Below are 25,804 nucleotides of genomic sequence, written 5' to 3'. Positions count from 1 at the left end.
GGGGCGTCATGTCTGATTTCAGCCGGCCGGACTGGCGACCCTGCCTCAGCGTATCGTGCTGTTCATTGTTGATAGGGTGGGTATATACATGTAGCCATTCATGATAAAAGGTTTCGTCGATATACCCTTGTATTTACCAGCGCAGCGGTGTGGCTTCCTGCTGCCAGAACAGCCAGCGTTCACGCTCGCGATGCGGGCCGGTGCCGATCTGCCAGGCATCGCGTTCACCGCTGTCCAGCGCGATCAGGCTGATTGCGCCGCCATAGCTGCCGACTGCCAGCGTTTTGCCGTCGCCGGACAGTGCCATGCTGCTGATGGTCGAGCCGACGAAGTGCGTCCAGTGCGGCGTGCCATCATGGCCGAAGGCGCGCAGATAGCCGTGGGCATCGCCGACGATGTATTCGCTGGCGCGGCTGACGGCGGCATAGACGCGTGCGCCCTCCTGCAGCGTGGTGATGGCCGGATGGGTGTCGTCGTAGTAATCGGTATCCAGTCCGATCCAGTGTTCGCGATTCACGCCGATGCTGCAGCCGTTGTAGAGATGGCAGGCATTCAGCAGAACCTGGCGGCTGTCTGCCGCAAACACGGCGTAGTGCGGGTACTCGCTGTGCGGGCCGATGTGGCCGACGGGCTTGAGTGCGGCATCAAACAGGACGTGCACGCTGCACTGGTCACCGGCGGCAATCCATTGTCCGTCCGCTGACAGTGCGGCATGCACCATGTCGAGGTCGATTTCCAGTGGCATGCCACTGCGCTTGCTGCCACTGTCGCGCGCCAGCTCGTGCAAGCGTCCGGCATCGGGATGCAGCCGGGTCGCTCCGCCTGCAGCCAGTACATACACGCCGCTGCGGCAGGCCAGCAGCACGCGCTGGCCGTCGGGGAAGGGCTGCAGCGCCTCGATTTCAAAGTTGCGCGGGTTCTCTGCCAGCGCCAGCCCGTAGGGCAGGCCCTCGGCGCCAGTGGGCCACGCCAGCATGGCTAGCCGTTCCCCCTGCCAGCCGGCGTGAATGGCAATGCCCTCGATGGTTGCCAGGGCCAGCAGCCGGCCGTCGCCGGATAGGCCGAAGCCGAGCAGGGCGGAATCCAGCTGCTCGCACTGGCCTTGCCGGAGTCGTACGCAGCGGGGTGTTTCATAGCTGGCGCCGATGCGTGCCAGTACGCTGCCATCGGCCAGTACGGCCAGTTGGGAAATGGCCTGGGCATTGCCCTCAAGCAGGCCGGCATACAGATCGGGGCTGGGTGGCCAGTCCTCGCGCAATTGGCGGATCGCTGCGTCACCGCCGGCATTGGCGGCACGCAGTGCTTCCAGCAGCGCAGGGTAGAGGGGTTGCATCCCGGGCAACTCCGGCTGCTCACCGGCCACATCCCAGCCGTAGTCGTTGCCGATGCGGACATAGTCATTGATGGCGGCGCCCCAGGCCTGCGCGAGGCGTTGCCAGTTCTGCCGGGCACTGTCGTTCAAGTGCAGGGTCATCGCCTGGCGGTGGCGGGCCATGGCAAGTTTCTGTTCGGGATGGGCGATGGGCATGGCAAGGGTGTCCGGGTGATGAAGATGCAAAGCCGGGGGGATTTTGTCAGATTGATGAAATGAATGGCGGAAATTGTGTGTGACGGTGGTGACAGCACTGCCGTTTGCACATCCCGTTGCACTCACGCGCTTGCCGCATTCGCTCCGCTCCGGTTTAATAACTGACCAGTCAGTCATTAAGTGTGTGTCATCATGGACGAACACCGCGATCAGCCTTCCCGCCGGCAACGGCGCAAGGACGCCAGACCCTCGGAAATCACCGCTGCCGCCTTGCGTTTGTTTCACGAACGCGGCTTTGCCGCGACCAAGCTGGACGATGTCGCCGCGGCGGCCGGCGTGACCAAGGGCACGCTCTACCTCTATTTCCCGAGCAAGGAAGCCTTGTTCAAGGCCGTGGTGCAGGAAAGCGTCATTCCGAACATCGACCGGCTGGCGCAGACCGTGGCTGCGTGCCCGGATGGGCCCGTTGCCAGGCTGCAACTGGTGCTGCGCCTGCTGGCACAGGGGCTCAACGAAAGCGACGGCTGCATTTCCAAGCTGGTGCTTTCTGAAGCCGGCAATTTCCCCGAGCTGGCGCAGTTTTATGCCACTGAAGTTGTCTACCGCTTGCATGACGTGGTGCGCGCCATCCTGAGCGAAGGCATTGCCGCGCAGGTTTTCCGGGAAGTGGATCTGGTGCATACGCCGCGCCAGCTGCTGGCACCGCTGCTGCTGGCCAATATCTGGCGCAACACCTACGGCGATTACGACGGCCGGCCGGTTGACCCGGCGCATTACGCGGAGCTGCAGATTGCCATGCTGCAGCACGGCCTGCTGCGCCCGCTCGTTTGAAGAATACGGGCTGGCGGTGCGCCAGCCTGTCTGCCCGGCCTGACCGGCAACAAGGAAACGGATTATGAGTGAACAAGAGAAAACAGTGACGCCTCCGCCGCGCCAGAACAGGGCCCGCAAGATTCTCGGCGGCATCCTGCTGGTGGTCGCCGCCGTGATCGGCTGGCGCCTCTGGTGGGCGCACGGCCATGTCGGCACCGACAATGCGCAGGTCGAAGGCCACATCATTCCGGTCTCGGCGCGTGTCGGTGGCTATGTGCTGCAGGTGCCGGTGGAAGACAACACGGCGGTGACGCGCGGGCAGGCGCTGGTCGAAATCGACCCGCGCGACTACATCGCGAAAGTGGCGCAGGCCGAGGCCGACTGGCGCAACGCGTTGGCGTCGTCCGGGCAGAGCGGTCAGCCTGGCGAGGCACTGGCGAAAATCGGTGCGGCCAATGCCGCCGCCGCTGCCGCCGCTGCACAGGGGCAGGCGGCCGAAACGGCGATTGCCGAGGCGCGGGCGACGGCCGCCAAGGCACGCAATGACCTGCAACGCTCGCGCGAACTGGCTGCGCAGAAAATGGTCAGCCAGGCGCAGCTCGATGCAGCCGAGACCAGCGTGCAGGTGGCCGAAGCGCGTGTGCAGAGCCTGATTGCGCAGAAAAACGCCGTGATGGAGCAGGCCGTTGCCGCACGCCAGCAGGTGGCGGTGTCCGGCGCCGGGCTGAAATCGGCCGAAGCGAAGACGCTGGCTGCGGAAGCGGCGCTGGCACTGGCGAAGAACCAGCTGGCGGATACCCGTGTCGTGGCGCCGGCCAGCGGTGTGGTGAGCAAACGCACGGTCGAGCCCGGCCAGATGATCCAGGCCGGCCAGACGCTGATGTATCTGGTCGACACCCGCAATCTGTGGGTAACCGCGAACCTGAAGGAAACCGAAGTTGCCGAGGTGAAACCGGGCCAGAAAGCCGAAGTGCGCGTCGATGCGCTGCCCGGCATCACGCTCACCGGCCGGGTCGATTCCTTCAGCCCGGCCACCGGCGCGCGTTTCACGCTCCTGCCGCCTGACAATGCCACTGGCAATTTCACCAAGGTGGTGCAGCGCATGCCGGTGAAGATCCGCCTTGATCCGCTGCCCGCCGGTGTGACACTGCGGCCGGGGTTGTCGGTTGACGTGACTATCCTGACGCGCTGAATGCGTTTGCAAGGCTGGATATCCAGTGCCCTTTTTAGTAAGAGATCGCCCTTAAGGCTGCCGAGAAGCACAGTAATCAACAGGGTTTCGCGGGTGAGATGTTTGAGCCCGAAGGACGAGTTTCGAACCCGCGCTGTTGATTGCGAGCATCGCAGGGAACCCTGCGCAGCAGGGCAGCCGGCCGGGCGCGCCTTGGGGGTGTCGGGGGGCTTGGCAAGACAAGTCCCCTGACGTGCAGCCGGGCACCCCCGGCATCAAAACACCATGCCGTAGGCATCAAACATAATGAAGTCGAAAGTGAAGCCATGAAGCCTGTCCTCCCCGGCCTGTCGCGCTCGCAGGACGACGCCAGCATCTACGCCAACCGCTACATCATCGCGATGACGGTAACGCTGGCCTGCGTGCTGGAATTGCTCGACACCAGCATCGTCAATGTCGCCATCCCCCACATGATGGGCACGCTGGGCGCGACGCTGGATGAAATCACCTGGGTGTCGATCGGTTATGTGGTCGCCAACGTGATCGTGCTGCCGATTTCCGGCTTTCTTGGCAATCTCTTTGGCCGCCGCAATTATCTGCTGCTGTCGGTCGCCCTCTTTATTGTCGCGTCGATTGCCTGCGGCAATGCCAGCACGTTGCCGGAAATGGTGTTCTGGCGCATCGTGCAGGGCCTGGGTGGCGGCGGGCTGATCGCCACCGCACAATCGACGATGTTCGAGGTGTTTCCGGCCAGGGAAATGGGCGCGGCGATGGCGATTTTCGGCATGGGCATCATGCTCGGGCCGATGCTGGGGCCGACCGTGGGCGGCTGGCTCACCGACCAGTACAGCTGGCCGTGGATTTTCTACATCAACCTGCCGCTGGGCCTGTTGGCCCTGCTGCTGGTGCTGCTGTATGTGCCGGAATCGCGGCTGCGGCAGAAGGTGTCGCACATCGATTTCACGGGCCTGCTGCTGATGGCGGCCGGCATTGGCGCGCTGCAGCTGATGCTGGAGCGCGGCGAGCGGCTGGACTGGTTCGATTCCTGGGAAGTGGTGAGCTACGCCGTCATCAGCATTGCCGCGCTGGGTGCCTTCATCATCCGCCAGCTCGAGCACCTGCATCCGCTGGTTGACCTGCGCGTGTGCAAGGACACGCAGTTCGCCACCGGCCTCGTCATCACCTTTTTCCTCGGCGCCTCGCTGTTTGCCACGGTATTCATCTTTCCGGTGTATCTGCAGACGCTGATGGGTTATTCGGCCTGGCAGACGGGTCTCCTGATCCTGCCTTCGGCGCTCGCGTCCGGCCTCATCATGCCGGTTTCGGCCCGCCTGATCAGCAAGGGCTTCCCGGCGCGTCTGCTGATCGTCTGCGGGGCCACGCTTTTCGTGTATTCGATGTGGCTGCATTACCACTTCACCACGCAATCGGGTACCTGGGATTTCATGCTGCCACTGGTGATCCGTGGCATCGGCCTCGGCATGATCTTCATGCCGCTGAACAACCTGAGCATGGCCAATCTGCAGCCGCTGCAGATCGGCAGTGCGACGGGGCTGTACAACCTCACGCGCCAGCTGGGCGGCAGCGTCGGCATTGCGCTGTCGGCGACGTTTTCGACCAAGCTGTCGCACATGAAGAACGACGTGCTGCTCGAACACCTCAGCGGCTCCTTTGCTGCGGAACGGCTGGCGCTGCTGAAGGCACGCCTGCTGGCCAGCGGCCTGCCCGGCCCCGGCGCGGATCATGCCGCGCACGCCTTGCTGGCCCAGCAGGTGCAGAAACAGGCGCTGATGCTGGCCTACGACCACCTCTTCATGCTGTTCGGCCTGGCAATGCTGCTGACTCTGCCGCTGCTGGTGCTGATGAAGAAACAGCAGGTGGCGGCTTCAGCAGACGTTGCGCATTAGCGTGCTGCCGGTGCTTGCTGTTTCAAGGTGATTTCATGGGTATATTGCCATAACCATTTAAATTTAATGGCTATGAAAATATACCCAGTGACGTACTGAGAGCCTAGCCCCACAGGCTCAGTGCCGGCTCGGTGCTGACCGCCCGCAGGATATCGGTTTTGGAAACAAAGCCGAGCAGCGTTTCATCGCTGCCGAGAATCGGGATGCCATCCAGATGCTGGGTCAGCAGCAACGCGGTCAGGTGGCGGACATCCGTACCCGGGTCGGCGCTGAGCACCGGCGTGCGCATCACGTCGGCGACCTGCCGCTGCAGTACTTCGCGCGCAACGCCATCGGCAATCACCAGCGCGGTCAGCAGGTCGCGGTCGCTGACGAGGCCGACCAGCCGGCCATCCTGCAGCACGGGGCACTGGTGGATGCCGTGCTGCTGCAGGATCTGCCACGCCGCCTGCACGCTCTGGCCGGCAGCGACGGTAATGACCGGGCTGCGCATGATCTGGCGGCACTCGAACACCGGGCCACGTTCGTGATCCAGCTGCTGCTGTGCCGCATACTTTGCCTGTGCCACCTTGCCCTGCAGCGGCAGCTGGAAGGTATTGGCGGATTCGTTGTTCTGCTGGCCGACCGGAGCAATGCGCCGCCCCGGCCACAGCGCCGGCACGGCATCCAGCTCGCCGGGTGTGCCGTGAAAGACGCGACCGGTAATGCCGTAAACAGAAAACACTAGCGCCCCCTTGCCTTCTGCCACAGCAGCAGCCCGAGCTTGCGGGCTTCTTCCAGCAGCAGCGTGGTCGAAGCAATGCCGAAGGCCAGCAGCCAGTCGCCCAGGCCGAGGTCGGTGGTGCTGAAAATCGTCTGCGCGGGTGCCCAGTGCACGGCCAGCACCTGCATGGCCAGCACGCCGGCCAGTGCCAGCCACAGCTTGCCATTGCTGAAAAACTGCGCATTGAAGGCGCTGCCGAATTCGCAGCGGGCGTTGAAGATATTGAAGAACTGGAACAGCACGAAGGTGGTGAAGGCCAGTGTCGTCGCGTAGGTCTGGCCGCCGCTCTGTTCACCGATCAGGTAGGCCGCCAGTGTGCCGGTGGCCATCGTGATGCCGTACAGCGCGATGCGCAGCAGGCGCGTGCCGGTGAGGATGTGCGCATCGCTGGCGCGCGGCGGGGTCTGCATGATGCCGTTGCGGGCCGGCTCGACGCCCAGCGTCATGGCCGGCGGGCCGTCCATGATGATGTTGACCCACAGGATCTGGATGGCGGTGAATGGCGTGGGCAACCCGAGTAGCGGAGCGCCGAGCACGGTGAATATCGCGCCGAGGTTGGTCGAGAGCTGGAAACGCACGAATTTGACGATATTGTCGTAGATCGTGCGGCCTTCTTTCACCGCATGCACGATGCTGGCGAAATTGTCGTCGGTGAGCACCATCGCTGCCGCTTCACGGGTGACGGCTGTGCCGCCCTGGCCCATGGCGATGCCGATATCGGCCACTTTCAGCGCCGGTGCATCGTTCACGCCGTCGCCGGTCATGGCGACGACATGGCCGTGCGTCTGTAGCGCAGCAATGATGCGCATCTTGTGTTCCGGCGCGACGCGGGCAAAAACGGCGCAGCCGGCCACGATACGGGCCAGCGCGGCATCGTCGAGCCGGTCGAGTTCGCTGCCCTCGCACACCTCGCCATGGATGCCGAGCTCGCGCGCGATGGCGGCCGCAGTGATGCGATGGTCGCCGGTGATCATTTTCACCGCGATGCCGGCCTGCTGGCAGGTGGCAATGGCGGCGGCGGCTTCCGGGCGGGGCGGGTCGATCATGCCGACCAGCCCGGTGATGGTCAGGCAGTTGGCCCATTGCATCAGATCGGCGGCCGGGTCGAAGTCGGCGGCCGGAATGTCGCGTGTTGCCAGTGCCAGCACCCGCATCGCATCATTGGCCATCTCACGGGTATTGCTCTGCAGCCCTTTTATGTCAAGGTCTGATAGTGTCATGGGCTGGTATGTATGGCTGTGCCAGCGGCTTGATCTGGCCAGCAGGACATCGGGCGCGCCCTTGAGCCACATGCGCACGCGCTCGCCATCGTGGTGGAAGGTCGCCATGAACTTGTGCGCCGAATCGAAAGGGATTTCGGCAATGCGCGGATGCCTGGCGAGCGCTTCATCAAGGTCGATGCCGCCGCGCGTGGCGAGTGCCAGCAAGGCGCCTTCGGTCGGGTCGCCGATCAGTTCGCCGTCGTGGATGCGTGCATCGTTGCAGAGCGCGGCCGGCAGGAGCAGTGCGCGCAGGTCGGGCAGGGGATCGCCACTGGGAGCGCGGATGCCGCCGCCGCCCGCGTAACCATCACCGCTGACCTGGTAGCGCTGGCCGGCGAAATGTAGCTGGCGCACCGTCATGCGGTTCTGCGTGAGCGTGCCGGTCTTGTCCGAGCAGATGACGGTGGTGCAGCCCAGCGTTTCAACGGCGGCGAGCTTTTTCACGATGGCGTGCTGGCTGGCCATGCGGTGCATCCCCAGCGCCAGCGTGACGGTGACCACCGCCGGCAGCCCTTCCGGAATGGCGGCCACCGCCAGGGCGATGGCGGTCATGATGGTGCTGGCCAGATCGTCACCGCGCATGACGCCCAGCACGAAAATCAGCGTGACCACCAGCCCGGCGATCAGCGCGAGCCTCTTGCCGAGCTGGTCGAGCTGGATCTGCAGCGGCGTGGCGCCCTCGGCCGTGTCGGCCAGCAGATTGGCGAGCCGTCCCATTTCGGTGTGCATGCCGGTGGCGGTGACGATGGCCTCGATCCGGCCGTGAGTCAGCACCGTGTTCATGTAGACCATATTGCTGCGCTCGGCGAGCAGGGTGTCCGCAGTCAGCGTGTCCGGCGTCTTGGGGACGGGGTGCGATTCGCCGGTCAGCGCTGCTTCGGCCATTTCGGCACTGTGGGCGACCAGCACGCGGGCGTCGGCGGGGGCGCGGTCGCCGGCTTCCAGCAGCAGGATGTCGCCGGGAACCAGCTCGTGCGCCGGAATCAGGCTGTTCTGCCCGTCGCGGCGTACGCGCGCCGTCTGTGCCAGCATCGCTTTCAGCGCGGCAAGCGCGGCTTCGGCGCGGTTTTCCTGGATGAAACCCAGCGTGGCGTTGATCAGCGTGACGGCGACGATCACGGCAGCGTCTTTCAGGTCACCGACGACGGCTGCGAGCACGCCGGCGGCCAGCAGCACGATGACCAGCAGGTTGCGGAACTGGTCGGCAAAGCGCCGCCAGGCGGGGCGTGGTGTTTTCTCCCGCAACTGGTTCGGGCCATGACTGGCCAGGCGCTCTGCACACTCGTCCGGGCCCAGCCCTGCCGGGCTGCTGCCAAGGCGTGCAAACACCTCGTCGGCGGGCAGCGCGTGCCAGCGGGGATCAGTACCGGATGGGTCGGAATTGGCAGGCAAGGGGCACCTCCTCCCTCCATTGTAGGTGCAGGAAAAGGTGTCCCGGCAAGCAATCGGTCAGGAATGCGGCCTTGCGGGAGGGTTTACTGCCCTTCTGCTGCATCGGGATCCGCGTGCCCGACATGCTGCTTCGGAATTTGCCTGTGCTGCAATTCCTTCACTGCAGCGTAGTTTTCGCGGGTGAAAACGCCCTTGGCAATCATGTAGTCGGCCAGGTTGCCGTGCCGGTCAAGATCGAAACCGGTGAGCGCCTGATCGAACGCGGCACGGTCGACTAGCCCCTGCGTGATCATCAGATCGGTCAGCGAGGCCTTGCCGTCGGCGATGAACTCATCCGTGATGCCGCTCAGCAGGCGCAGACCGGCGGCAATTTCACTTTCCCGTGCGATGTACTGGCGCACCGGTTCACCCAGCAGTTCTTCCATATGCAGGCGCGACTCCTCGTCCAGCGGCGCCGCGACGGCCAGTTGCGTCAGTCCGTCCTGCTGGCCGAAGGGGAAGGCGCGGCGGCGCATGCACCACTCGAAGGGAATGCGCCGATGCTGTGCCAGGATGGCGTCGCGGGTGAGCACCGCGCGGCCCAGGTCATACTGCGCGGAGATGGCTTCGGCGAGTGTTTCGTCATCCAGTGCGCCCTGGGTCAGCAGCAGGCGGCCGACGGGCAGCTTGAACTCGGTCTGCCGGTCGAGTGCCGCTTCGAGCTGTTCGGGTTCGATGGCCTGCCAGCTCAGCAGCAGCTCGCCCAGCCGTTTGCGCTGCTTGGCCAGTTTGGCGGCGGACGGAAAATGGTGCTGGGTCTTGTCCCAGACCAGTCGCGTGCCCATGAACAGGTGGTTCAGGAACATTTTCCAGGCACGCAGCGTGGCGAGGAAGTTGATCAGGTTGCTGACCACCATGCGCGGGATGGACATCAGCCCCTGTTCCCAACCGTAGAGTTTGTTGACGAAGTAAAAGCGCTGCACGACACGGCTGATCATGATCAGCCCGGTGAAGGTGGCGATCTGCAGGGGCCAGCTGCCCGGCGCGAAAATCGGCGGAAAGTGCAGTGTCCACAGGCCGGTCTTGGCGGCGATGTAGAAGCCGAGAAACTGGAAGAACACCAGATAGGCCAGCACATTGAGCAGCGAGGTCACGATGCCCTTGCGGTCGCGAAACAGCAGGTAGCGGTCGGCCAGCGAACCCTGCCAGCCGAGATGCATCCAGCCCTGCATGCTGATGCCCAGTACCCAGCGCGCGCGTTGCCGGTAGGCGGTGTAGAGCGTGTCCGGGAAATACTCGCGCACGCACAGCGGCATGTCGATGACGAGGTCGCGGTCGGGACCCAAGCCGAAGCCGCTTTTGCGGTGTACGCGGAACTGCACCGGGAAGCGGGCAAAGATCGCCGACATGTCGCTGGCGGCGAGCCGTGCGCCGACGTCGTAATCCTCGGTCAGGCTTGCGGTATTGAAGGGCTGGTTCTGCGTATCGGCGCACAGGGTCAGCAGGGCGCGGCGCGAGAAGCAGGTGCCGACGCCGGCGGAAGGCACCATGCCGGAAATGCTTTCGCGTACGACCAGATCCTTGCCGTGCCATTCGGCAAATTCATCCATATAGGTGCCGGCCACCAGCTCGAACCATTCGCGTTCCAGCGAGGTGACCGGCAGCTGGATCATGTCCTTGCGCGGCAGCAGGTAATTGAAGAAACGCAGTTCGAGCGGGTGCAACACGTCTTCGGCATCGTGCATCACGACACCGGCAAATTCGATGCCGTGTTCGGCCTCGTGCTTGAAAATGGCCTGGATGATCCAGTTCAGGCAATCCGCCTTGCAGGTCGGGCCCGCATGCGGCACCTCTACCCGGATCAGGTGGCGGAAATGCTTGCGCACGCGCTCGACCTCATCGATGGTGGCCTGGTCGTTGCAATAGGTGCCGACAAAGACCACATAGCGGCGATAGTCGAGCACGCTCATCATGTTCTCGACCATCTGCGCGATGACGTCGTATTCCTGCCAGGCCGGCACCATGATGGCGATGTACTGCTCGTCCCGATTTTTCAGCTGCGCGGCGGTCAGTGGCTGGTATTCGGCGCTGCGCTTGATGGTCAGCTTGCGCCACAGTTCACGCCCCCAATACCAGAGATCGATGAACACATCATCGAGGCTGGAAATCAGGATGAGCACGGTCAGCACCACGGCCAGCTTTTCCAGCCAGCCGTAGTACGCCGCGAAATAGACCGCCGTGCTGTAGGACATCAGAGCTGCGTGTCACCCTTGTTGCGGCGGCGCACCTGGGTGATGCGTGCGGCCAGCAGGGCAAGGACAATGATGCCGATCAGCGTGGACCAAGCCCACCAGTAGCGGTCCCAGATGGACTGGGGGTTGGCGTCACGGGCCAGTTTTTCGCCGGTCGGGTCGTTGCGGTCAATTGTCAGCAGAATGCCCTCGGGGCCGATGGCGGCCAGGTTGCCCTTGCCCAACAGGGGCATTCGACCGGCCATGGCTGGCAGAGCGGGCAGGGACTGCTTGCTGCCGTGGTAAATGATGCCGGCCTGTGTACCGGAGCTGACTACTTCGGCAATGGCAACATCCTGCAATTCGGCAACATCCAGAAGTGGCCCCTGATTGCTCAGCAGCAACTGGCCGCCCTTGAATTGTGCGACCGGATTGGTTCCGGCCGGGATCACTCCGACAGCCAGAAAATTGCCGTTGACTGCCGGACGCTGGCCCGCTGCGGCAAACTGGCTGATCGTGCGCTGCGGTGAAATACCGGCAGCAAAGGCAATATTGATCAGTCCCGGCAGCGAATCCCGCGGGCTGGCGAGCAGTGCTTCCGACATCAGCAGGGTGCCGCCGTTGCTCAGGCGGGTGCTCACGCCCAGGAAATCGTCACCCAGCTCGCCCTTGCCCAGGCGGATATGGCTGCTGGGCAGGATGGAAACCGGATAGGCGGCAGGAATGTCGTGGCAGTGCGGCACCGAGGGCTGGCGGGTGAAACGGATGGTGACCGTATTGCGGCTTTGCAGCAGGTAGGGCGGAATGGCGACTTCGATGCGCTGGATCGTGCCGCTGGTCTGCAGATGGCTGGCACCGATCAGCATGTCGTTGAACAGGACCGACACCACCGGTTTTTCCTTGGAGGCATTCGGTGCGGCAGACAGATCGAGCACCAGCTTTTGCGGCAGCTGGCCTGCGCCGGCCAGCCTGTGCAGCTCGAAACTGACTTGTCGCTCGCTCTGGGCCAGCACATCCATGCTGCCGGACAGTGGGCCGAACTCATCCAGCAGCGTACCACGGGCTTCTGCCATGGCATCGCTGGCGACAGGAACGGTCAGCTTCAGGTTGCGCGCCAGCGCCTGCCAGGGCGGGGTCAGCAGGGTTGCCGCCTGGCGCCCCTTGTCGGCGGCTATCAGGATCGCCGGCTGGCCGGCAAACTGTGTGACGGCAACATCCTGGCCAGCAGGCAGTGCGAAGCGCTTGTTGCGCCAGAGGGTGAACTGCTCGGCCGCATCGGCGGATGCAGCCCTGATCTGGGCTTCCAGCGCATCCAGTGCTTCCTTGATCGCCTGCCGCAAGGCCGGTTCATCCAGCAGCACATCGGCGTGTACCGGGCCAAGCTCGCCGAGAGCGAGCAGTGCACCAACCTCAGCTTCATTCTGAAGGGTATAGTATCCAGAGCCCTTTGAAATCGAGGCGAATGCGGGAATACCTTTTAGTGTATCTGGCACCCTGACGGTGGCGAGATCGATGCTGCTGCCCACTTTCGGCAGGCTGGCAACCTGCACTTTCTTGCCGCCCTGCTGCAGCTGGACACCAATGCGCCAGGTGCTGTCATAACTTTCCCGGCTCATGGCGGCGCCGGACACCAGCAGCGTGACTCTGGGCGGCAGCGCCTGCCAGGCCGAGGCGACGGTGGTGATGGCATCCGGGTTGAACTGGTAGCGCAGAGCGGTATCCGGCACGATATTCAGTACATTGCCGGGAGTCTGTTCGTTCGAGCAGATCTGTTCGGACAGCTGCGAGGCCCAGTTCACGCGCAGCTGGACGAAGCCATTGCGGCGCGGGGTGTTGCCCACCGCGAGTGCCTGGCTGGCATCGCCGGCATCGCTGTCGAGCTTGCGGCTGCTGATTGGAGTGCCGTCAATGGCCAGCAGCAAATTGGTGCGCCCGCCGTCGCCGCGCAGATAGTGGCCGGCAAAGTGCAGCTCGGCGTTCTGCAGCGGGATACCGGCAGGAACCGGGAAGAAGAATTCCTGTGTACTGTTGCGCCCCTTGAGTACGATGGTCTGGCTGGTGGCGAGCTGGGCCAGTGAAATGCTGCGGCTGATGAGCGGCTGTTCCCGCCACGCTGCAAACTGGCTCCCTGCCGGGCCGCTGGCTGCCCGGGCCGGAACAATGGCGAGGAAGAGTGCGGCACTGCAGGCCAGCAATGTGCGGGAATAGTTCTGTACAGTCATGAATGGCCTCTGCTGGAGAGATCGGCGATACGTGCAAACGGCATCCAGTCCGATGAATACTTGCGGGATATTTACTGCATGGTACAGAAAAAGTCCGGAAAAGACAGTGAACTATCTCCACGGGCATTGGCAAATCAGCCAGCCAGAAACAAAAAGCGCCCCGCAGGGCGCTTTTGAGTTTGCTGCGGCTAGAGGCTTAGCCGAGGCAGGCTTCGGACTGGCGGGCAATCATCAGCTCTTCATTGGTCGGAATCACGTAAACGGCAACCTTGCTGTCTACCGTCGAGATACGGCGCGGCTCGCCCGAACGCACCGCGTTGGCAGCCGGGTCGATGGCTACGCCCAGCCAGCCCAGCTGTGCGCAGACGGCAGCGCGGGTCTGTGCGTCGTTTTCGCCGATGCCGGCGGTGAATACCAGTGCGTCAAAGCCTTGCAGTGCAGCGGCCAGCGAGCCGGTTTCGCGTACGATGCGGGAAACGAAATAATCGATGGCCAGCTTGGCGCGCGGCGAGTCGGAGGCTTCCAGATCACGCATGTCGCTGGAAATGCCGGACATGCCCAGCAAACCGGATTTCTTGTACAGCAGATCTTCAATCTGCTTGGCATCCATCTTCAGGTGATTCAGCAGATGCAGAACGACGCCGGCATCAATCGAGCCGGTGCGGGTACCCATCGGCAGGCCTTCCAGCGCGGTAAAGCCCATGGTCGACGCAATGCCCCGGCAGGCTTCCAGCGCAGCCATCGACGAACCGTTACCCAGGTGAGCGACGACAGTCTTGCCGGCGGCAGCCTTGGCATCAATCTGCGGCAGCACGCTGGCGATGTACTCGTAGGACAGGCCGTGGAAGCCGTAGCGACGGATGCCTTCCTGCTGGCTGAATTCATACGGCAGGCCGTAGAGCTGGTTCAGTTCCGGCTGGTTGGCGTGGAAGGCGGTATCGAAGCAGACGACCTGCGGTACGTCCGGCAGCAGGCCTTGCAGGATCTTGATCGGGGTGATGTTGTGCGGCTCGTGCAGCGGCGCCAGCGGGATCAGCTTTTCCAGCTCGGTGATGACGTCATTGGTCACGACAACGGGCTTGGAGAATTTCACGCCACCATGCACGACGCGATGGCCGATCACGGCAATCTTGCGGCCGTTGATGACGCCATTGATCCACGCCAGCATGTGGCGCAGGGCTTCATCATGGTTCTTGGCCGTGCCGGGAATGCTTTCCGACGAAACGAGCTTGGCGTCACCGGCGTCTTTCGCGGTGAACTTCGGGTCAACATAGATGCCTTCGGCCAGACCCTTGTACAGCAGCACGGGATCAGCGGCCGCGTTCTCGAACAGCGAGAACTTGATGCTGCTGGAACCGGCGTTGATGACAAGAATCAGGTCGTTCTGGTGGGCGGTCATGGATTATTTACTCCGTTTGTGATGGGCCACCAGCGCCATGACAGCGCAGGAGGCCAGACGAACCTTGGCGTCGTCCGCACGCGAGGTCAGTACGATGGGAACCCTTGCCCCCAGTACAATCCCCGCCGAGTCGGCGCCGGCGAAATAGGACATCTGCTTGGCCAGCATGTTGCCAGCCTCGATATCGGGAACCACCAGGATGTCGGCCTGGCCGGCAACCGGTGAAACAATTTTCTTGGCCTTGGCGGCCGTCATGGAAATGGCGTTGTCAAATGCCAGCGGGCCATCGAGCAGGCCACCGGTGATCTGGCCGCGATCGGCCATCTTGCACAGCAGCGCCGCATCCAGCGTCGATGGCATCTTCGAATAGACAGTTTCAACCGCCGAGAGGATGGCGACCTTGGGTAGCTCGTTGCCGAGCACATGCGCCAGATTGATCGCATTCTGCGTAATGTCGATCTTGTCTTCCAGTGTCGGTGCGATATTGATCGCGGCATCGGTCACCAGCAGCGGGCGCTCGTAAGCCGGCACGTCCATCACGAACACGTGGGACAGGCGGCGGCCGGCGCGCAGACCCGTGCCGGATGCCATGACGGCACGCATCATTTCATCGGTGTGCAGCGAGCCTTTCATCAGTGCTTCCGCCTCACCGGTACGCGCGAGTTCCACGGCCTTTTCGGCAGCGGCAACGCTGTGCTCGGTGTGCACGATGCGGTAATTGGCCAGCGCTATGCCTTCTTTCTCGGCAACGGCGCGAATCTTGGCTTCCGGGCCGACGAGAATGGGAATGATGAGGCCGGCTTCGGCGGCATCAATGGCGCCCAGCAGTGATTCACGGTCGCAGGGATGGATGACCGCCGTGGGAATCGGTGACAGCTGAGCTGCCTTGTTCTGCAATTCGGCAAACACGCGGTGCTGGCGCAGCGTGAGTTGTGGTGGTTCGCTCTGCACCGATACACGTTTTTCGACCGGTGCGATGACCACGATCGGGCCATTCATCAGGACTTCGCCGCGCTGATTGGTACAGTGGCCTTCCATGACCACTTCTTTCGTGGCCGGGCGCTTTTCCTGCACGAACAGTTCGATGTTCAGCACATCGCCTTCCTCGATCCAGCCGTGTGACTTCAGTGCATGGCTGGAGAGGATGGAGCCATTGCCGGGGAAGAAATTGACGGTCGAAGAAGTCAGGGCAATGAAGGCGCCCACGGCGGGAACGCGATCGCGGCCTTCCTCATCCTGCCGGCCGCCCAGCATGGCGAACAGGGCGAAATCGTTGCCGGTAACGACGTGCGTGCGCTGATAGCGCATACCGGGTGCGATATCGTCAAACAGGACGTTTTCAATGTTTTCGATCGCCATGACAGCTCCAGAAGCCCCGCCGAGCCATCAAAGGCTGATGCCGGGAGTGGTTGAATGATGTCCCCATCATAGCAGTGCAATGTTGCACCGCAATATAACAATGACAGCATCCACCCCTGCGCGGGTTAAGCGCATGTCCGGTATGATAAAGGCGTAACCAGGCTGCACCTTGGTCAATATCAAAGCTTGCCCGTGAATAATGCACAAATGAACCCCGGCACCACTACACATCTGATCTGTGCCCCGCAACTGGACGAGCCTGCGCTGGTTCTGCGCATCGGCCCGCAGAGCGGACATGACGTCGCGGCCAATGCGGCGCTGGTCCATCTGCTGTGTGCCGGCGAAGAGGTGCTGATCCAGGCGCCGGATGCCGGGCAGGTCGGGCAGATCATGGTCAGCGTCGGCGACGCCGTGCATGCGGGTGACTTGCTGCTGATGATGGAGATCGCCGAGGCCGATACCCAGCTGTATCCGCTGCAGGTGGATGACGTGGTGTTCGCTCCGGCCTGCCAGCTGCCGCCGGCAAGACCCGCCCCGGTTGCCGCCGACGAGTTCGTGGTGACGCGTGCAGCGGCACGCCTTGCGGCGCGCATGGGCGTTGATCTGGGTATGGTGGCAGACGTCGCCGGCCGCATCGACGAAGAGCAGGTCTTCGATTATGTGCGGCAGCAACTGCAGAATCCGCCCCGCTGAAGCCGGGGCGGATGTCGTTCAGCCGACGGTTTCGCCCTGCGGTTCCTGATTCACGAGGCAGATCAGTTCGGCCATCTCCTCGACCGAGAGTACCTGTCGGATATTGAGCGCAATCACGAAGCGCTCGGCAATGTTGATCATCCCTTCGATGAAGTCGGCACGCAGCTTGGCGCCGAAATTCGGCGCGGCTTCGATCTGGCTGTCTTCGACATCCAGCACCTCGTTGACCGCATCGACCATGATGCCGAGAGCATGCACCTGCTCGTCCTGCTCCAGCTCGACAATGACGATGCAGGTGCGCTTGCCGATGCTGGTCGGTGCCCGGCCGAAGCGGGCCGACAGATCGATGACCGGGACAACCGCGCCGCGCAGATTGATTACCCCGCGCAGGAAAGGCGGCATCATCGGAATTTCAGTGATGCTGCTGAATTCGATGATTTCGCGGATGTTGCCGATCGGAATGGCAAACAGTTCCTGCTCCAGCCGGAAGGTCAGAAACTGGCGGGGTGCCCGGATTGCCGCACTGGCGGCAAGCGGGCTGCCAAGAGTATCGATTTTCGCCATGGCCCGCTCCTCAGAAGCGGGTAAAGGAAGAGTCTTCCGGCATGTCGTTACTGCTATTGCCGCCCCGTCCGCCGCGTTTCACGCTGGCGGCTGCCGCAGGGCGGCGTCCGCCACCGCGTTGCGGATTCTCGCTCACCCGGAAGAAACTCACCATTTCCTGCAGCTGGATCGCCTGGGCGCTCATTTCCTCGGCGGTGGATGACAGCTCCTCGGAAGACGAGGCGTTCATCTGCGTGGTTTGCGCCAGCTGGCTGACGGCGGTATTGATCTGGTCAAGGCCGCCGCTCTGTTCGCGCGATGCCGCCGAGATTTCCTGCACCAGATCGGCTGTCTTGCGGATGGCCGGAACCATCTGGTCCAGCAGCGAGCCAGCGCTTTCGGCCATCACCACGCTATTGCTGGCCACCGAGCTGATTTCCTGCGCGGCGACCTGGCTGCGTTCGGCCAGCTTGCGCACTTCGGCGGCCACCACGGCAAAACCCTTGCCGTGTTCGCCGGCCCGGGCCGCTTCAATGGCGGCGTTCAGGGCCAGCAGGTTGGTTTGATAGGCGATGTCGTCGATGATGCCGATCTTGCCGGCGATCTGGCGCATGGCCTGCACGGTTTCGCGCACGGCCTGTCCGCCCTCGTTGGCATCGCTGGCCGATTTGCTGGCCATGCTGTCGGTGATGCGGGCGTTTTCGGCATTCTGCGAAACGGTCGAGGTGATTTCCTCGACGGCCGCGCTGGTTTCCTCGACATTGGCGGCCTGTTCCGACGCATTCTGGCTGAGCGCCTGCGCCGAGGCGCTGACCTCTTCGGAAGCGGAGGCCAGCGCGTTGGCCGAACTGGAAACATCGGTAATGACGCTGGTGAGCTTGTCGATCATCTGTTTCAGGCTGAAGAGCATCGACGAGGTGTCGCCGGCGCGCAGCTTGACATCAACGGTCAGGTCGCCTTCGGCCACGCGCTGCAGGATGGTAACGGCATCGCCGGGTTCGCCGCCGACCTGGCGCATGATCATGCGGGTAATGAGCAGGCCGATCACCATCGCCAGCACAAAGCCGCCGATCATCAGGCCGATCATCAGGGTGCTGATCTGGTTGGCAATGACCGTCGATTCCTTGTTGACCTTGTCAGCCGTGTCAGAGTTGACCTTGATGAGCTGGTTGATGGTGGTTGACAGGGCTTCATAAGCCGGGCGCAGTTCGCTGTTGTTGATATTCAGGGCTTCGGATGCCTGGCCACTGTTGAGTGTGTCCAGCACTTTTTTAGCCGCTGCGCGATACACCGGCATTTGTTTGTCATATTCGGCAATCAGGCGCTCTTCTTCGGCAACCAGTTGCGTGTTGCGGTAAGTCTTGAACAGATCATCGATTTCCTGCTCGGTTTTGGCATTCTGGTTGAGCAGGTCGACAGTTTTTGTGCTGTCGTTATAGGCCAGTGCAACATAGATTCGGCGGTAATGGGTGATTGTGTTGCTTTCGATTTCGCTGAGATCACGGATCGGAACCAGCCGGTCGGCATACATGCTGGACATCATGTCGTCGACTTTCTTGATGTTGATGACACCCATGCCGCCAATGATCAGGGCGACCGTGGCTACGAGCAAAAAGGTAATGGTCAGCTTGGTGACCAGGCGCAAATTGGTAAACCACGACATCGCAGGAACTCCCTTTCATCCGGTTTTATTAGGTACTTCTGATATACAAATCTAGAAGCGGGTCAGTTAAATGCCAAGCTCAATTACTCGAAGATTGCGTGAATGTCGTCCGACTCTCGATGTGAGCAGAATCTCGCGCGCCACCTTCTGTCAGGCGGTTTTTTGCGGTTGCTTATGTATATGGGTATTGATCTGTAGCCATTTACTGTGAATGGCTTTGTGTATATACATTGCCATGTATAAAGAATAATAACTGCCTCCGTTAGCCTGCCGGGACATGGCTGCCGTGTTTGGCCTCCTGTGCCAGATGCCGCAGGCGTTCGCTGTTTTCGCGCATCCAGCCAACCACATCATCGCCATCGAGCAGCGGGCTGATCAGCGGGCCGGTGGCGTAATCGCAGCCCAGCGCGAGCAGCTGCTGCCAGCGCTCCGGTGTGGCCAGACCCGGCCCCAGCGTTTTCAGCTCCAGCCGGTGCGCGAGCTGGATCATGCTTTCCAGGATGATGCGCGTCAGCGCGCGCGAATCGGCGCGCAGCAGGAAGGCTTCGTCGAGATGGAATTCGTTGAAGGGCACACTGCCGAGTTCGTCCAGCCACGCAAAGCCGTTGCCACGATCACTGATGGCGATGCCAAAGCCCATCAGCCGCAGTTGTCCGAGAATGCCGGCAATGCTCGCGCCATCCTGTGCCGGGTCCCAGTCCTTGAGCTTGATGATGAGCATTTCCGGGTGCAGGCCGAATTGCTCCAGCCTTTCCTGCAGCAGATTGGCAAAGAGGCGCTGCCGGAACAGGCGGGCAGGCAGGCGCAGAACGATGCCGAGTTTCAGTCCGCGCTGCAGCCAGTGCTGGGCACGCTGCAGAACCGTATCGAGCAGGAAACGGTAGAGATCGTCGTCGCGGATGCTGTCCGGCAGGAGGGGCATGAACTGGCGTGCCAGCAGCAGTCCGTGCTCGGGGTGCTGCCAGCAGGGCTGGACGTCGAGCCCCTGGATCAGGCCGTTGCCGAGGTGTACGCGTGGCAGGTAGCGCATCCGGATCTGCCCGCCGGCCAGCGCCGCGCTGAATTCGGCGGCACTGAAGTCCGGCCGGATTTCTTCGGTAGCCGGCGCCACCGCCCGGGCTTCGAGCACTTCCTGCAGGCGCCTGGCGCTGACGGGTTTTTGCAGCGCGGCGAGGATTTGCAGCGCGCTTTCCTTGCCCATCTGCTCGACGGCGGCCAGCAGCGGATTTTCCCGCGTGCTCATCACGACCACGCGCATCGGCAGCTTCAGGCGCACCAGTTCATGCAGCAGGCCGATGCCGTCGAGCCCCGGCATTTCCAGATCCAGCAGCAGCAGATCCGGTTTGACCGCGCCGCTCTTGAGGGCCAGCAGTGCTTCCAGCCCGTCGCTGGCGAGTGCGATCACGTCCAGTCCCAGCTCCTGGCACAGGCTGGCGGCGTGCGCCCGCTGGACGGAAGAGTCGTCGACGATGTAGACCTTGCAGTGCAGTGCTCCGGCATGCATGGTCAGCCTCTCCCGATCTGTTCGATGATGGCGGGAATGCGTGCAAGGCTGACGACGTCGTCGGCCGCACCCAGCTTGATTGCTTCCTTGGGCATGCCGAAGACCACGCAGCTTTCCTCGTCTTGCGCATAGGTACGTGCACCGGCATCGTGCATTTCCTTCAGGCCGCGCGCGCCGTCGTCGCCCATGCCGGTCATGATGAAGCCCACCGCGTTGCGGCCGGCAAACTTGGCGCCGGAGCGGAACAGCACGTCGACCGAGGGGCGGTGCCGGCTGACCAGCGGGCCGTCAACCACGTCGACCAGATACTGTGCCCCGCTGCGCCTGATCATCAGGTGTTTGCCACCCGGCGCGATCAGCGCGCGCCCCGGCCCCATGCGGTCGCCGTGTTTGGCTTCGCGGACTTCGATTTCGCTGAGCTCGTTGAGACGCTTGGCAAAGGAAGCGGTAAATGCTTCGGGCATGTGCTGGACGATGGCGATCGGCGGGCAGGTGCGCGAGAGGCGTGTCAGCACGGCTTCCAGCGCCTGCGTGCCGCCGGTGGACGTGCCGATCAGCACGATGCGCTCGGTGGTCTGCACCATGGCCGACCCGCTGGGCGGGGCGATGACCGCATCGGCGCTGAGCTTGGGCCGGTTGAGCGCGTGATGCTCGCTGCTGCCATTGCTGCCTGCCGCTGTCAGGGCCGCCGGCCGCAGCAGTCCGACGCGCGCACGCGCCGCAGCACGCACGGCACCGACCAGATCGCCGGCTTCATCCTGCAATTGCTGGCGGACGCCGAGCGAGGGTTTGGCCAGCACCTGCACGGCGCCGGCACGCAGCGCTTCAATGGCGGTGGCCGAGCCCTTCGTGGTGAGTGTGGACAGAATGATGACCGGCGTCGGTCGCTCGCTCATCAGCTGCCGGAGGAAGGAAATGCCGTCCATGCGCGGCATTTCCACGTCGAGCACGACAACATCGGGCCAGTCGCGGTTCATTTTCTCGCGGGCATAGATCGGGTCGCTGGCGGCGCCGATCACGCTGATACCGCTGGCGCTGCCCAGAATGTCACTGACGACCTGGCGAACCACGGCCGAATCGTCGACCACCATGACTTTGATCATCTGCGTCCTCCTTGCATGCGGCTTAGCGCTCTTTCTTGTAGTAGACACCGGGCTGGATGGGGCGCAGTCCGTTATGAATGCCATGCAGGCTTTCCGAGTGGCTGACCACCAGAAAGCCACCGGGCGCGAGCCGTCCCAGAATGCGGTCGATGATCTGCTGCTTGCCGGGCAGATCGAAATAGATCAGTACATTGCGCAGGAATATCACCTGGAAAGGCCCGAGCGCCGGCAGGCTATTGGCCAGGTTCACCTGCTGGAACGCGACTTTCGGGCGCAGTACCGGATCGATCAGCAGCGTGCCTTCCTGTGGCCCGATGCCCTTGAGGCAGAAGCGCTTGAGGTAGGGCTGGGGAATGCCCTCGGCCCGGCTGAGCCGGTAGTGTCCGCGCGTGGCCGCCTGCAATGAGGGCTGGCTGATATCGCTGCCGAGAATGCTCCAGTCGGCGTGTTCCCCGAGCTGCTCGGCACACAGCATGGCCAGGCTCCAGACTTCTTCACCGGTCGAGCAGGCCGCGCTCCAGATGCGCAGCGGCAGCTCGAACTGCCGGCTGTCCAGCATCTGGCGCAGCCAGTCGAAATGCTTGTTTTCGCGGAAGAAGTAGGTCTCGTGCGTGGTGAGCAGATCAATGGCCAGCTCGCGTTCGTGCTGTTCATGCGGGTCCTGCAGCAGGCGCAGATAGGTATCGAAGTCATCGACACCGCGGGCGACCAGACGCTTGTGCAGGCGGTGCTCGAGCAGGGATTGCTTGTTGGCCGCCAGATGCACGCCGGTCTGTTCGCGCAGCCACGCGCTGAAACGCGTGAAGGTGGCCGGCTTAAGCGTCACGCGCTGGTCGGCCGGGATCCGGCTTGTCATTGCAAGATTCATGGGGCGAATAGTCCAGGGTGGCGAGCAGGGTCATTTCTTCAATCGATAGCACATGCCCGATATCGAGCAGCACGATAAAGAGCCCGTCGATCTGCGCCATTCCGGCGATGAAGTCGGTACGCAGGCGCTGGCCGAATTGCGGGGCAGGTTCGATGGCGCTGGCCGGGAGCGCCAGCACGGCGTCGACCTGATCGACCAGCATGCCGACGGGCTGCCCGCCTTCTTCATCGCCGGTGCCGGCTTCGACGATCACGATGCTGCTGCGCTTGCCCAGTGGCAGCGCGCCGCGCCCCAGCCGTGCCGACAGGTCGACGACGGGAACGACGGCTCCGCGCAGGTTCATGACGCCGCGTATGAAGGCCGGCATCAGCGGCACTTCGGTCAGGTGCTGGTATTCGAGAATTTCCAGGATGTTTGCGATATCGAGTCCGAACAGCTCGCCTGCGAGCCGGAAAGTTAGGAACTGGCGATCCGGTTCACGCGGGACGACTGGCCTGCTGGTGGATTGTTTTATGCTCGCATCCATTGGGTATTGGCCTGTAGCCCTTTTATTTTGTTGGTTGTGAGCTTATACCCAGCATGGCAAAGTCGTGGGTTAGGCTGAAGCGTGCGCTGTCGCGCAGCGTGACATGCTGGACGAGCTCGTTCACATCCAGAATCAGCGCGATCTGGCCATTGCCGAGAATGGTTGAACCGCCGATGACCTTGATGTGGCTGAACATCGACCCCAGCGGCTTGATGACCGTCTGGAATTCGCCCAGCAGGCCATCGACCACCAGCCCGACCTTGCGATCTCCCGTGCGCACGACCACGACGTTCTGCCGCGCGTTTTCCGCTGCCGGCACTTCCAGAAAACTGGCCAGCCGCAACAGCGGCAGCAATTCGCCGCGCAGGTTGAGGTGGTCGGCGTGGCTGGCATCGCGCAGGGCTTCGGGCAGCTCGATGCATTCGATCACGGCTTCGAGCGGAATCACATAGGTGGCCTTGCCGATTTCGACGAGGAAGCCGTCGATGATGGCCAGCGTCAGCGGCAGCCGGATGCGGAAGACGGTGCCGACATCGGGGGTGGAATCGATCTGTATCGTGCCGCGCAACTGCTCGATGCTGCGGCGGACAACGTCCATGCCGACACCGCGCCCGGAAATGCTGGTGACCTGTGCGGCGGTGGAAAAACCGGGCTCGAAGATGAGCGCGAAGATTTCCTGCTCGGTCAGCGCGGCATCGGCGGTAATCAGGCCGCGATCAATGGCTTTGGCCAGGATGCGGTCGCGATGCAGGCCGCCGCCATCGTCGCTGACCTCGATGAGAATGCTGCCGGATTCGTGGTAGGCATTCAGCCGCACGGTACCCCGCGCCGGCTTGCCGCGCTCGGTGCGTACCGCCACGGTTTCGATGCCGTGGTCGATGGCGTTGCGGATCAGGTGCATCAGCGGGTCACCCAGCTTGTCGATCATCGACTTGTCGAGTTCGGTGTCGGCGCCGACGATGTCGAGCTGGACATCCTTGCCAAGCTCTTTGGTGACGTCGCGCACGACGCGCGGAAAGCGGTTGAAGATTTCGCCGATCTGCACCATGCGCATCGACAGCGTGCCGGTACGGATCTGCTCGATCAGTGTGCTGATGCCCTGGCTCCATTCCTGCAGCGCCATGGCGCCATGCTGGCGCGCCAGCAGATTGCCCGCCGCGCCGGCAATCACCAGCTCGCCGATCAGATTGATGAGCGCATCAAGCTTTTCCGCCTCGACACGGATGAAGCGCCCTTCGCCGGCTTTCTCGGCCGTTTTGGCTTTCTTCGGGTTGCTGCTGCCGGCAGGGGGTGCCGCCACGGACGCAGCAAGGGGTGCAGCGGATTGGGCGCCACTGTCCGCTGCCTGCTCGGGTTCGTCGGGGCTGGCAGCAACGGCCTCATCGGGCGTCTGCATCCCCAGCGTGAGCCAGTGCGCATGGACTTGCGCCAGTTCGGTGTCGCCCAGCCCGGCTTCGTTGCGCGCCAGTGTGGCGGCGGCGCCAGCGAGCGGGGCGATGAGAATGTGGCTGTCTTCGCGGGCAAATTCGAAAACATCATGCAATGTGGCGAGGGTGGTTTCACCGCGGAAACGCAATGCCAGCTGCAGGTAATTCTGCTCCGGATCATAAGCCGTACCCGCCTGCAGGCCGGGCAGGAGCGGGATGACATGGCTCACTTCACCCAGTGTGGCGAGGTAGCTGAGAAAGCTGGCCGGGTCGAGTCCGTGGCGCAGCACATCGGGCCCGAAACCCAGATACAGCAGCCAGTCCATTGTTGCAGCAGTGTCTGCAGTGGCAGTGGCCGGTTCCGGTTCGCTGGCCGGAGTGCCGCCGGCTGTTGCGGTCAGGGCCGCCAGCTCGGCCAGCAATGCCGCCTGGCTCGCTTCATCCGGCCCATCGCTCTGGTTGACGAGCGCCTGCAGCATGGCTTTGACATGATCGTGGCAACGCAGCAGCAGGCTGGTGAGGTTTTCATTGAGCGTCAGTTCGCCACTGCGCAGGCGGTCGAGCGCATTTTCGACCTGATGGGTAAAGCCGACGATGCCATCCAGTGCGAACAGCCCGGCCGAGCCCTTGATGGTATGGATGGTGCGAAAGAGCGCATTCAGCAGTTCCGGGTCGGATTGCGTGGATTCGGCATCCAGCAGGATGTCTTCCATCTGCTGCAGCAGCTCGAAGGCTTCGTCAAAGAAGGCCTGGATGGCCTGGTCAAGATTCATGAGGCTACTCCGCAGGCGTGTACTGCAGGCGATCATCAAGGCCGAGCTGGCTGGTCAGGCGCAACAGGCTGGCGGACGGGGCGCGCAGCTGCAGGGCGTGATGCCGTTCCCGGCAGGACAGCTGCAGCCACAGCAGCAGCTGGATGAAGGCCGTATCGCATTCTTCAATGGCTGACAGATCCACCACCAGTTCGGCATCACCTTGCAGCGCGGCGCTGAGCTGGGCGTGCGTGGCGGCGGCCTGGTAGATGGTCTGTTCATTGTCCAGTTGCAGGACATTCATGGCATCGGCTCCGGGAATGATCAGGGCAGGACGAGCTTCTGGACGGCCATCAGCATCTGCTGCGGCTGGAAGGGCTTGACCACCCAGGCCTTTACGCCGGCATCGCGGCCTTCGGTTTTCTTTGCTTCGCTTGCCTCGGTGGTGAGCATGATGACGGGGGTGAATTTGTAGGCGGGCAGGTTCTTCATCTGCTTGACGAAGGTAATGCCATCCATGTTCGGCATGTTCACATCGGAAATCACCAGATGGATCTTGCGCCCGTCGAGCTTGGCGAGAGCATCCCTGCCGTCGCAGCCTTCGACGACGTCATAGCCCGCTCCCTTGAGCGCCAGTCCGACGACAGTGCGCAGGCTCGATGAATCATCAACAATCATTATTGTTTTTGCCATGATTAC

Annotated in this window: 20 protein-coding genes; 4 read left to right on the top strand and 16 right to left on the bottom strand. The window is 62.8% G+C overall.

All coding sequences use genetic code 11. The annotated features are described in order from the left end of the window. Positions 1-133: 133 nt before the first annotated feature. Positions 134-1,528: a WD40 repeat domain-containing protein gene (locus tag H559_RS0103605; RefSeq protein WP_051278893.1), complete on the bottom strand. Its 1,395-nt coding sequence runs from the start codon at positions 1,526-1,528 to the stop codon at positions 134-136. Between the two features lie 192 nt (positions 1,529-1,720). Here H559_RS0103605 and H559_RS0103600 point away from each other — a divergent pair, with 192 nt between their 5' ends. The 3 genes from H559_RS0103600 to H559_RS0103590 all read left to right on the top strand — a co-directional run bounded on the left by H559_RS0103600 (position 1,721) and on the right by H559_RS0103590 (position 5,419). Further along, entirely contained in the window at positions 1,721-2,359 is a 639-nt protein-coding gene (locus H559_RS0103600; protein ID WP_028451562.1) for a TetR/AcrR family transcriptional regulator, read from the top strand. A 64-nt stretch (positions 2,360-2,423) separates the two neighbouring features. After that, positions 2,424-3,533, top strand: coding sequence for an HlyD family secretion protein (locus H559_RS0103595; protein WP_051278892.1), 1,110 nt, complete (start codon positions 2,424-2,426; stop codon positions 3,531-3,533). A gap of 305 nt (positions 3,534-3,838) precedes the next feature. Beyond that, a complete protein-coding gene (locus H559_RS0103590) occupies positions 3,839-5,419 on the top strand; it encodes a DHA2 family efflux MFS transporter permease subunit (protein ID WP_051278891.1) in 1,581 nt (526 codons plus the stop codon). 103 nt (positions 5,420-5,522) lie between these two features. Here H559_RS0103590 and H559_RS0103585 read toward each other — a convergent pair whose 3' ends face one another. From H559_RS0103585 to H559_RS18740, 6 genes are all read right to left on the bottom strand, one after another. After that, on the bottom strand, positions 5,523-6,143 hold the full coding sequence (locus H559_RS0103585) for a CBS domain-containing protein (protein WP_028451559.1): 621 nt from the start codon (positions 6,141-6,143) through the stop codon (positions 5,523-5,525). Continuing rightward, a complete protein-coding gene (locus H559_RS0103580; RefSeq protein WP_028451558.1) occupies positions 6,143-8,836 on the bottom strand; it encodes a cation-translocating P-type ATPase in 2,694 nt (897 codons plus the stop codon). Before H559_RS0103580 ends, H559_RS0103585 begins: the two co-directional genes overlap by 1 nt. An 83-nt stretch (positions 8,837-8,919) precedes the next feature. Next, complete coding sequence (locus tag H559_RS18745; protein ID WP_051278890.1) at positions 8,920-11,067, bottom strand: glycosyl transferase family protein; 2,148 nt, start codon at positions 11,065-11,067, stop codon at positions 8,920-8,922. After that, a complete protein-coding gene (locus H559_RS0103570) occupies positions 11,067-13,268 on the bottom strand; it encodes a cellulose biosynthesis cyclic di-GMP-binding regulatory protein BcsB (protein WP_034639582.1) in 2,202 nt (733 codons plus the stop codon). The genes H559_RS18745 and H559_RS0103570 overlap by 1 nt, the downstream gene beginning before the upstream one ends. 196 nt (positions 13,269-13,464) lie before the next feature. After that, entirely contained in the window at positions 13,465-14,667 is a 1,203-nt protein-coding gene (locus H559_RS0103565; protein ID WP_028451556.1) for an acetate/propionate family kinase, read from the bottom strand. A 3-nt stretch (positions 14,668-14,670) separates the two neighbouring features. Beyond that, on the bottom strand, positions 14,671-16,026 hold the full coding sequence (locus H559_RS18740; RefSeq protein WP_034639580.1) for a bifunctional enoyl-CoA hydratase/phosphate acetyltransferase: 1,356 nt from the start codon (positions 16,024-16,026) through the stop codon (positions 14,671-14,673). Positions 16,027-16,233: 207 nt separating this feature from the next. Between H559_RS18740 and H559_RS0103555 the strand changes: the two genes are divergently transcribed. After that, the gene (locus tag H559_RS0103555; RefSeq protein WP_028451555.1) at positions 16,234-16,719 is read left to right on the top strand and encodes a biotin/lipoyl-containing protein; all 486 of its coding nucleotides are present in this window, start codon (positions 16,234-16,236) and stop codon (positions 16,717-16,719) included. An 18-nt stretch (positions 16,720-16,737) separates the two neighbouring features. On the opposite strand, the gene H559_RS18735 is transcribed toward H559_RS0103555, so the two are convergent. The 9 genes from H559_RS18735 to H559_RS0103510 all read right to left on the bottom strand — a co-directional run bounded on the left by H559_RS18735 (position 16,738) and on the right by H559_RS0103510 (position 25,798). Continuing rightward, positions 16,738-17,283: a chemotaxis protein CheW gene (locus H559_RS18735; protein ID WP_051278889.1), complete on the bottom strand. Its 546-nt coding sequence runs from the start codon at positions 17,281-17,283 to the stop codon at positions 16,738-16,740. Between the two features lie 10 nt (positions 17,284-17,293). Continuing rightward, the gene (locus tag H559_RS0103545) at positions 17,294-18,925 is read right to left on the bottom strand and encodes a methyl-accepting chemotaxis protein (RefSeq protein WP_028451554.1); all 1,632 of its coding nucleotides are present in this window, start codon (positions 18,923-18,925) and stop codon (positions 17,294-17,296) included. A 262-nt stretch (positions 18,926-19,187) separates the two neighbouring features. Continuing rightward, positions 19,188-20,429, bottom strand: coding sequence for an EAL domain-containing response regulator (locus H559_RS0103540; protein WP_028451553.1), 1,242 nt, complete (start codon positions 20,427-20,429; stop codon positions 19,188-19,190). Positions 20,430-20,431: 2 nt separating this feature from the next. Next, the gene (locus tag H559_RS0103535; protein ID WP_028451552.1) at positions 20,432-21,532 is read right to left on the bottom strand and encodes a protein-glutamate methylesterase/protein-glutamine glutaminase; all 1,101 of its coding nucleotides are present in this window, start codon (positions 21,530-21,532) and stop codon (positions 20,432-20,434) included. A 22-nt stretch (positions 21,533-21,554) separates the two neighbouring features. Further along, on the bottom strand, positions 21,555-22,388 hold the full coding sequence (locus H559_RS0103530; RefSeq protein ID WP_051278888.1) for a CheR family methyltransferase: 834 nt from the start codon (positions 22,386-22,388) through the stop codon (positions 21,555-21,557). After that, complete coding sequence (locus H559_RS18730; RefSeq protein ID WP_051278887.1) at positions 22,348-22,926, bottom strand: chemotaxis protein CheW; 579 nt, start codon at positions 22,924-22,926, stop codon at positions 22,348-22,350. Before H559_RS18730 ends, H559_RS0103530 begins: the two co-directional genes overlap by 41 nt. Before the next feature lie 22 nt (positions 22,927-22,948). Further along, the gene (locus H559_RS18725; RefSeq protein WP_051278886.1) at positions 22,949-25,126 is read right to left on the bottom strand and encodes a chemotaxis protein CheA; all 2,178 of its coding nucleotides are present in this window, start codon (positions 25,124-25,126) and stop codon (positions 22,949-22,951) included. Between the two features lie 4 nt (positions 25,127-25,130). Next, positions 25,131-25,409 carry an STAS domain-containing protein gene (locus H559_RS18720; RefSeq protein WP_034639578.1) on the bottom strand — a complete coding sequence of 93 codons (279 nt, stop codon included), beginning with the start codon at positions 25,407-25,409 and terminating at the stop codon, positions 25,131-25,133. A gap of 20 nt (positions 25,410-25,429) precedes the next feature. Beyond that, positions 25,430-25,798: a response regulator gene (locus tag H559_RS0103510; RefSeq protein WP_028451550.1), complete on the bottom strand. Its 369-nt coding sequence runs from the start codon at positions 25,796-25,798 to the stop codon at positions 25,430-25,432. Between the last annotated feature and the right edge of the window lie 6 nt (positions 25,799-25,804).

The sequence above is a fragment of the Chitinilyticum aquatile DSM 21506 genome (assembly GCF_000430805.1).
Taxonomy (GTDB): Bacteria; Pseudomonadota; Gammaproteobacteria; order Burkholderiales; family Chitinibacteraceae; genus Chitinilyticum; species Chitinilyticum aquatile.
This window is presented reverse-complemented; position numbering and strand designations above follow the sequence as displayed.

Coding starts and splice junctions, on each gene's coding strand:
- H559_RS0103605 (WP_051278893.1), bottom strand. CDS start 1,528: ATGCCCATCGCCCATCCCGAACAGAAACTTGCCATGGCCCGCCACCGC.
- H559_RS0103600 (WP_028451562.1), top strand. CDS start 1,721: ATGGACGAACACCGCGATCAGCCTTCCCGCCGGCAACGGCGCAAGGAC.
- H559_RS0103595 (WP_051278892.1), top strand. CDS start 2,424: ATGAGTGAACAAGAGAAAACAGTGACGCCTCCGCCGCGCCAGAACAGG.
- H559_RS0103590 (WP_051278891.1), top strand. CDS start 3,839: ATGAAGCCTGTCCTCCCCGGCCTGTCGCGCTCGCAGGACGACGCCAGC.
- H559_RS18745 (WP_051278890.1), bottom strand. CDS start 11,067: ATGTCCTACAGCACGGCGGTCTATTTCGCGGCGTACTACGGCTGGCTG.
- H559_RS0103570 (WP_034639582.1), bottom strand. CDS start 13,268: ATGACTGTACAGAACTATTCCCGCACATTGCTGGCCTGCAGTGCCGCA.
- H559_RS0103565 (WP_028451556.1), bottom strand. CDS start 14,667: ATGACCGCCCACCAGAACGACCTGATTCTTGTCATCAACGCCGGTTCC.
- H559_RS18740 (WP_034639580.1), bottom strand. CDS start 16,026: ATGGCGATCGAAAACATTGAAAACGTCCTGTTTGACGATATCGCACCC.
- H559_RS0103555 (WP_028451555.1), top strand. CDS start 16,234: ATGAACCCCGGCACCACTACACATCTGATCTGTGCCCCGCAACTGGAC.
- H559_RS18735 (WP_051278889.1), bottom strand. CDS start 17,283: ATGGCGAAAATCGATACTCTTGGCAGCCCGCTTGCCGCCAGTGCGGCA.
- H559_RS0103545 (WP_028451554.1), bottom strand. CDS start 18,925: ATGTCGTGGTTTACCAATTTGCGCCTGGTCACCAAGCTGACCATTACC.
- H559_RS0103540 (WP_028451553.1), bottom strand. CDS start 20,429: ATGCATGCCGGAGCACTGCACTGCAAGGTCTACATCGTCGACGACTCT.
- H559_RS0103535 (WP_028451552.1), bottom strand. CDS start 21,532: ATGATCAAAGTCATGGTGGTCGACGATTCGGCCGTGGTTCGCCAGGTC.
- H559_RS0103530 (WP_051278888.1), bottom strand. CDS start 22,388: ATGACAAGCCGGATCCCGGCCGACCAGCGCGTGACGCTTAAGCCGGCC.
- H559_RS18730 (WP_051278887.1), bottom strand. CDS start 22,926: ATGGATGCGAGCATAAAACAATCCACCAGCAGGCCAGTCGTCCCGCGT.
- H559_RS18725 (WP_051278886.1), bottom strand. CDS start 25,126: ATGAATCTTGACCAGGCCATCCAGGCCTTCTTTGACGAAGCCTTCGAG.
- H559_RS18720 (WP_034639578.1), bottom strand. CDS start 25,409: ATGAATGTCCTGCAACTGGACAATGAACAGACCATCTACCAGGCCGCC.
- H559_RS0103510 (WP_028451550.1), bottom strand. CDS start 25,798: ATGGCAAAAACAATAATGATTGTTGATGATTCATCGAGCCTGCGCACT.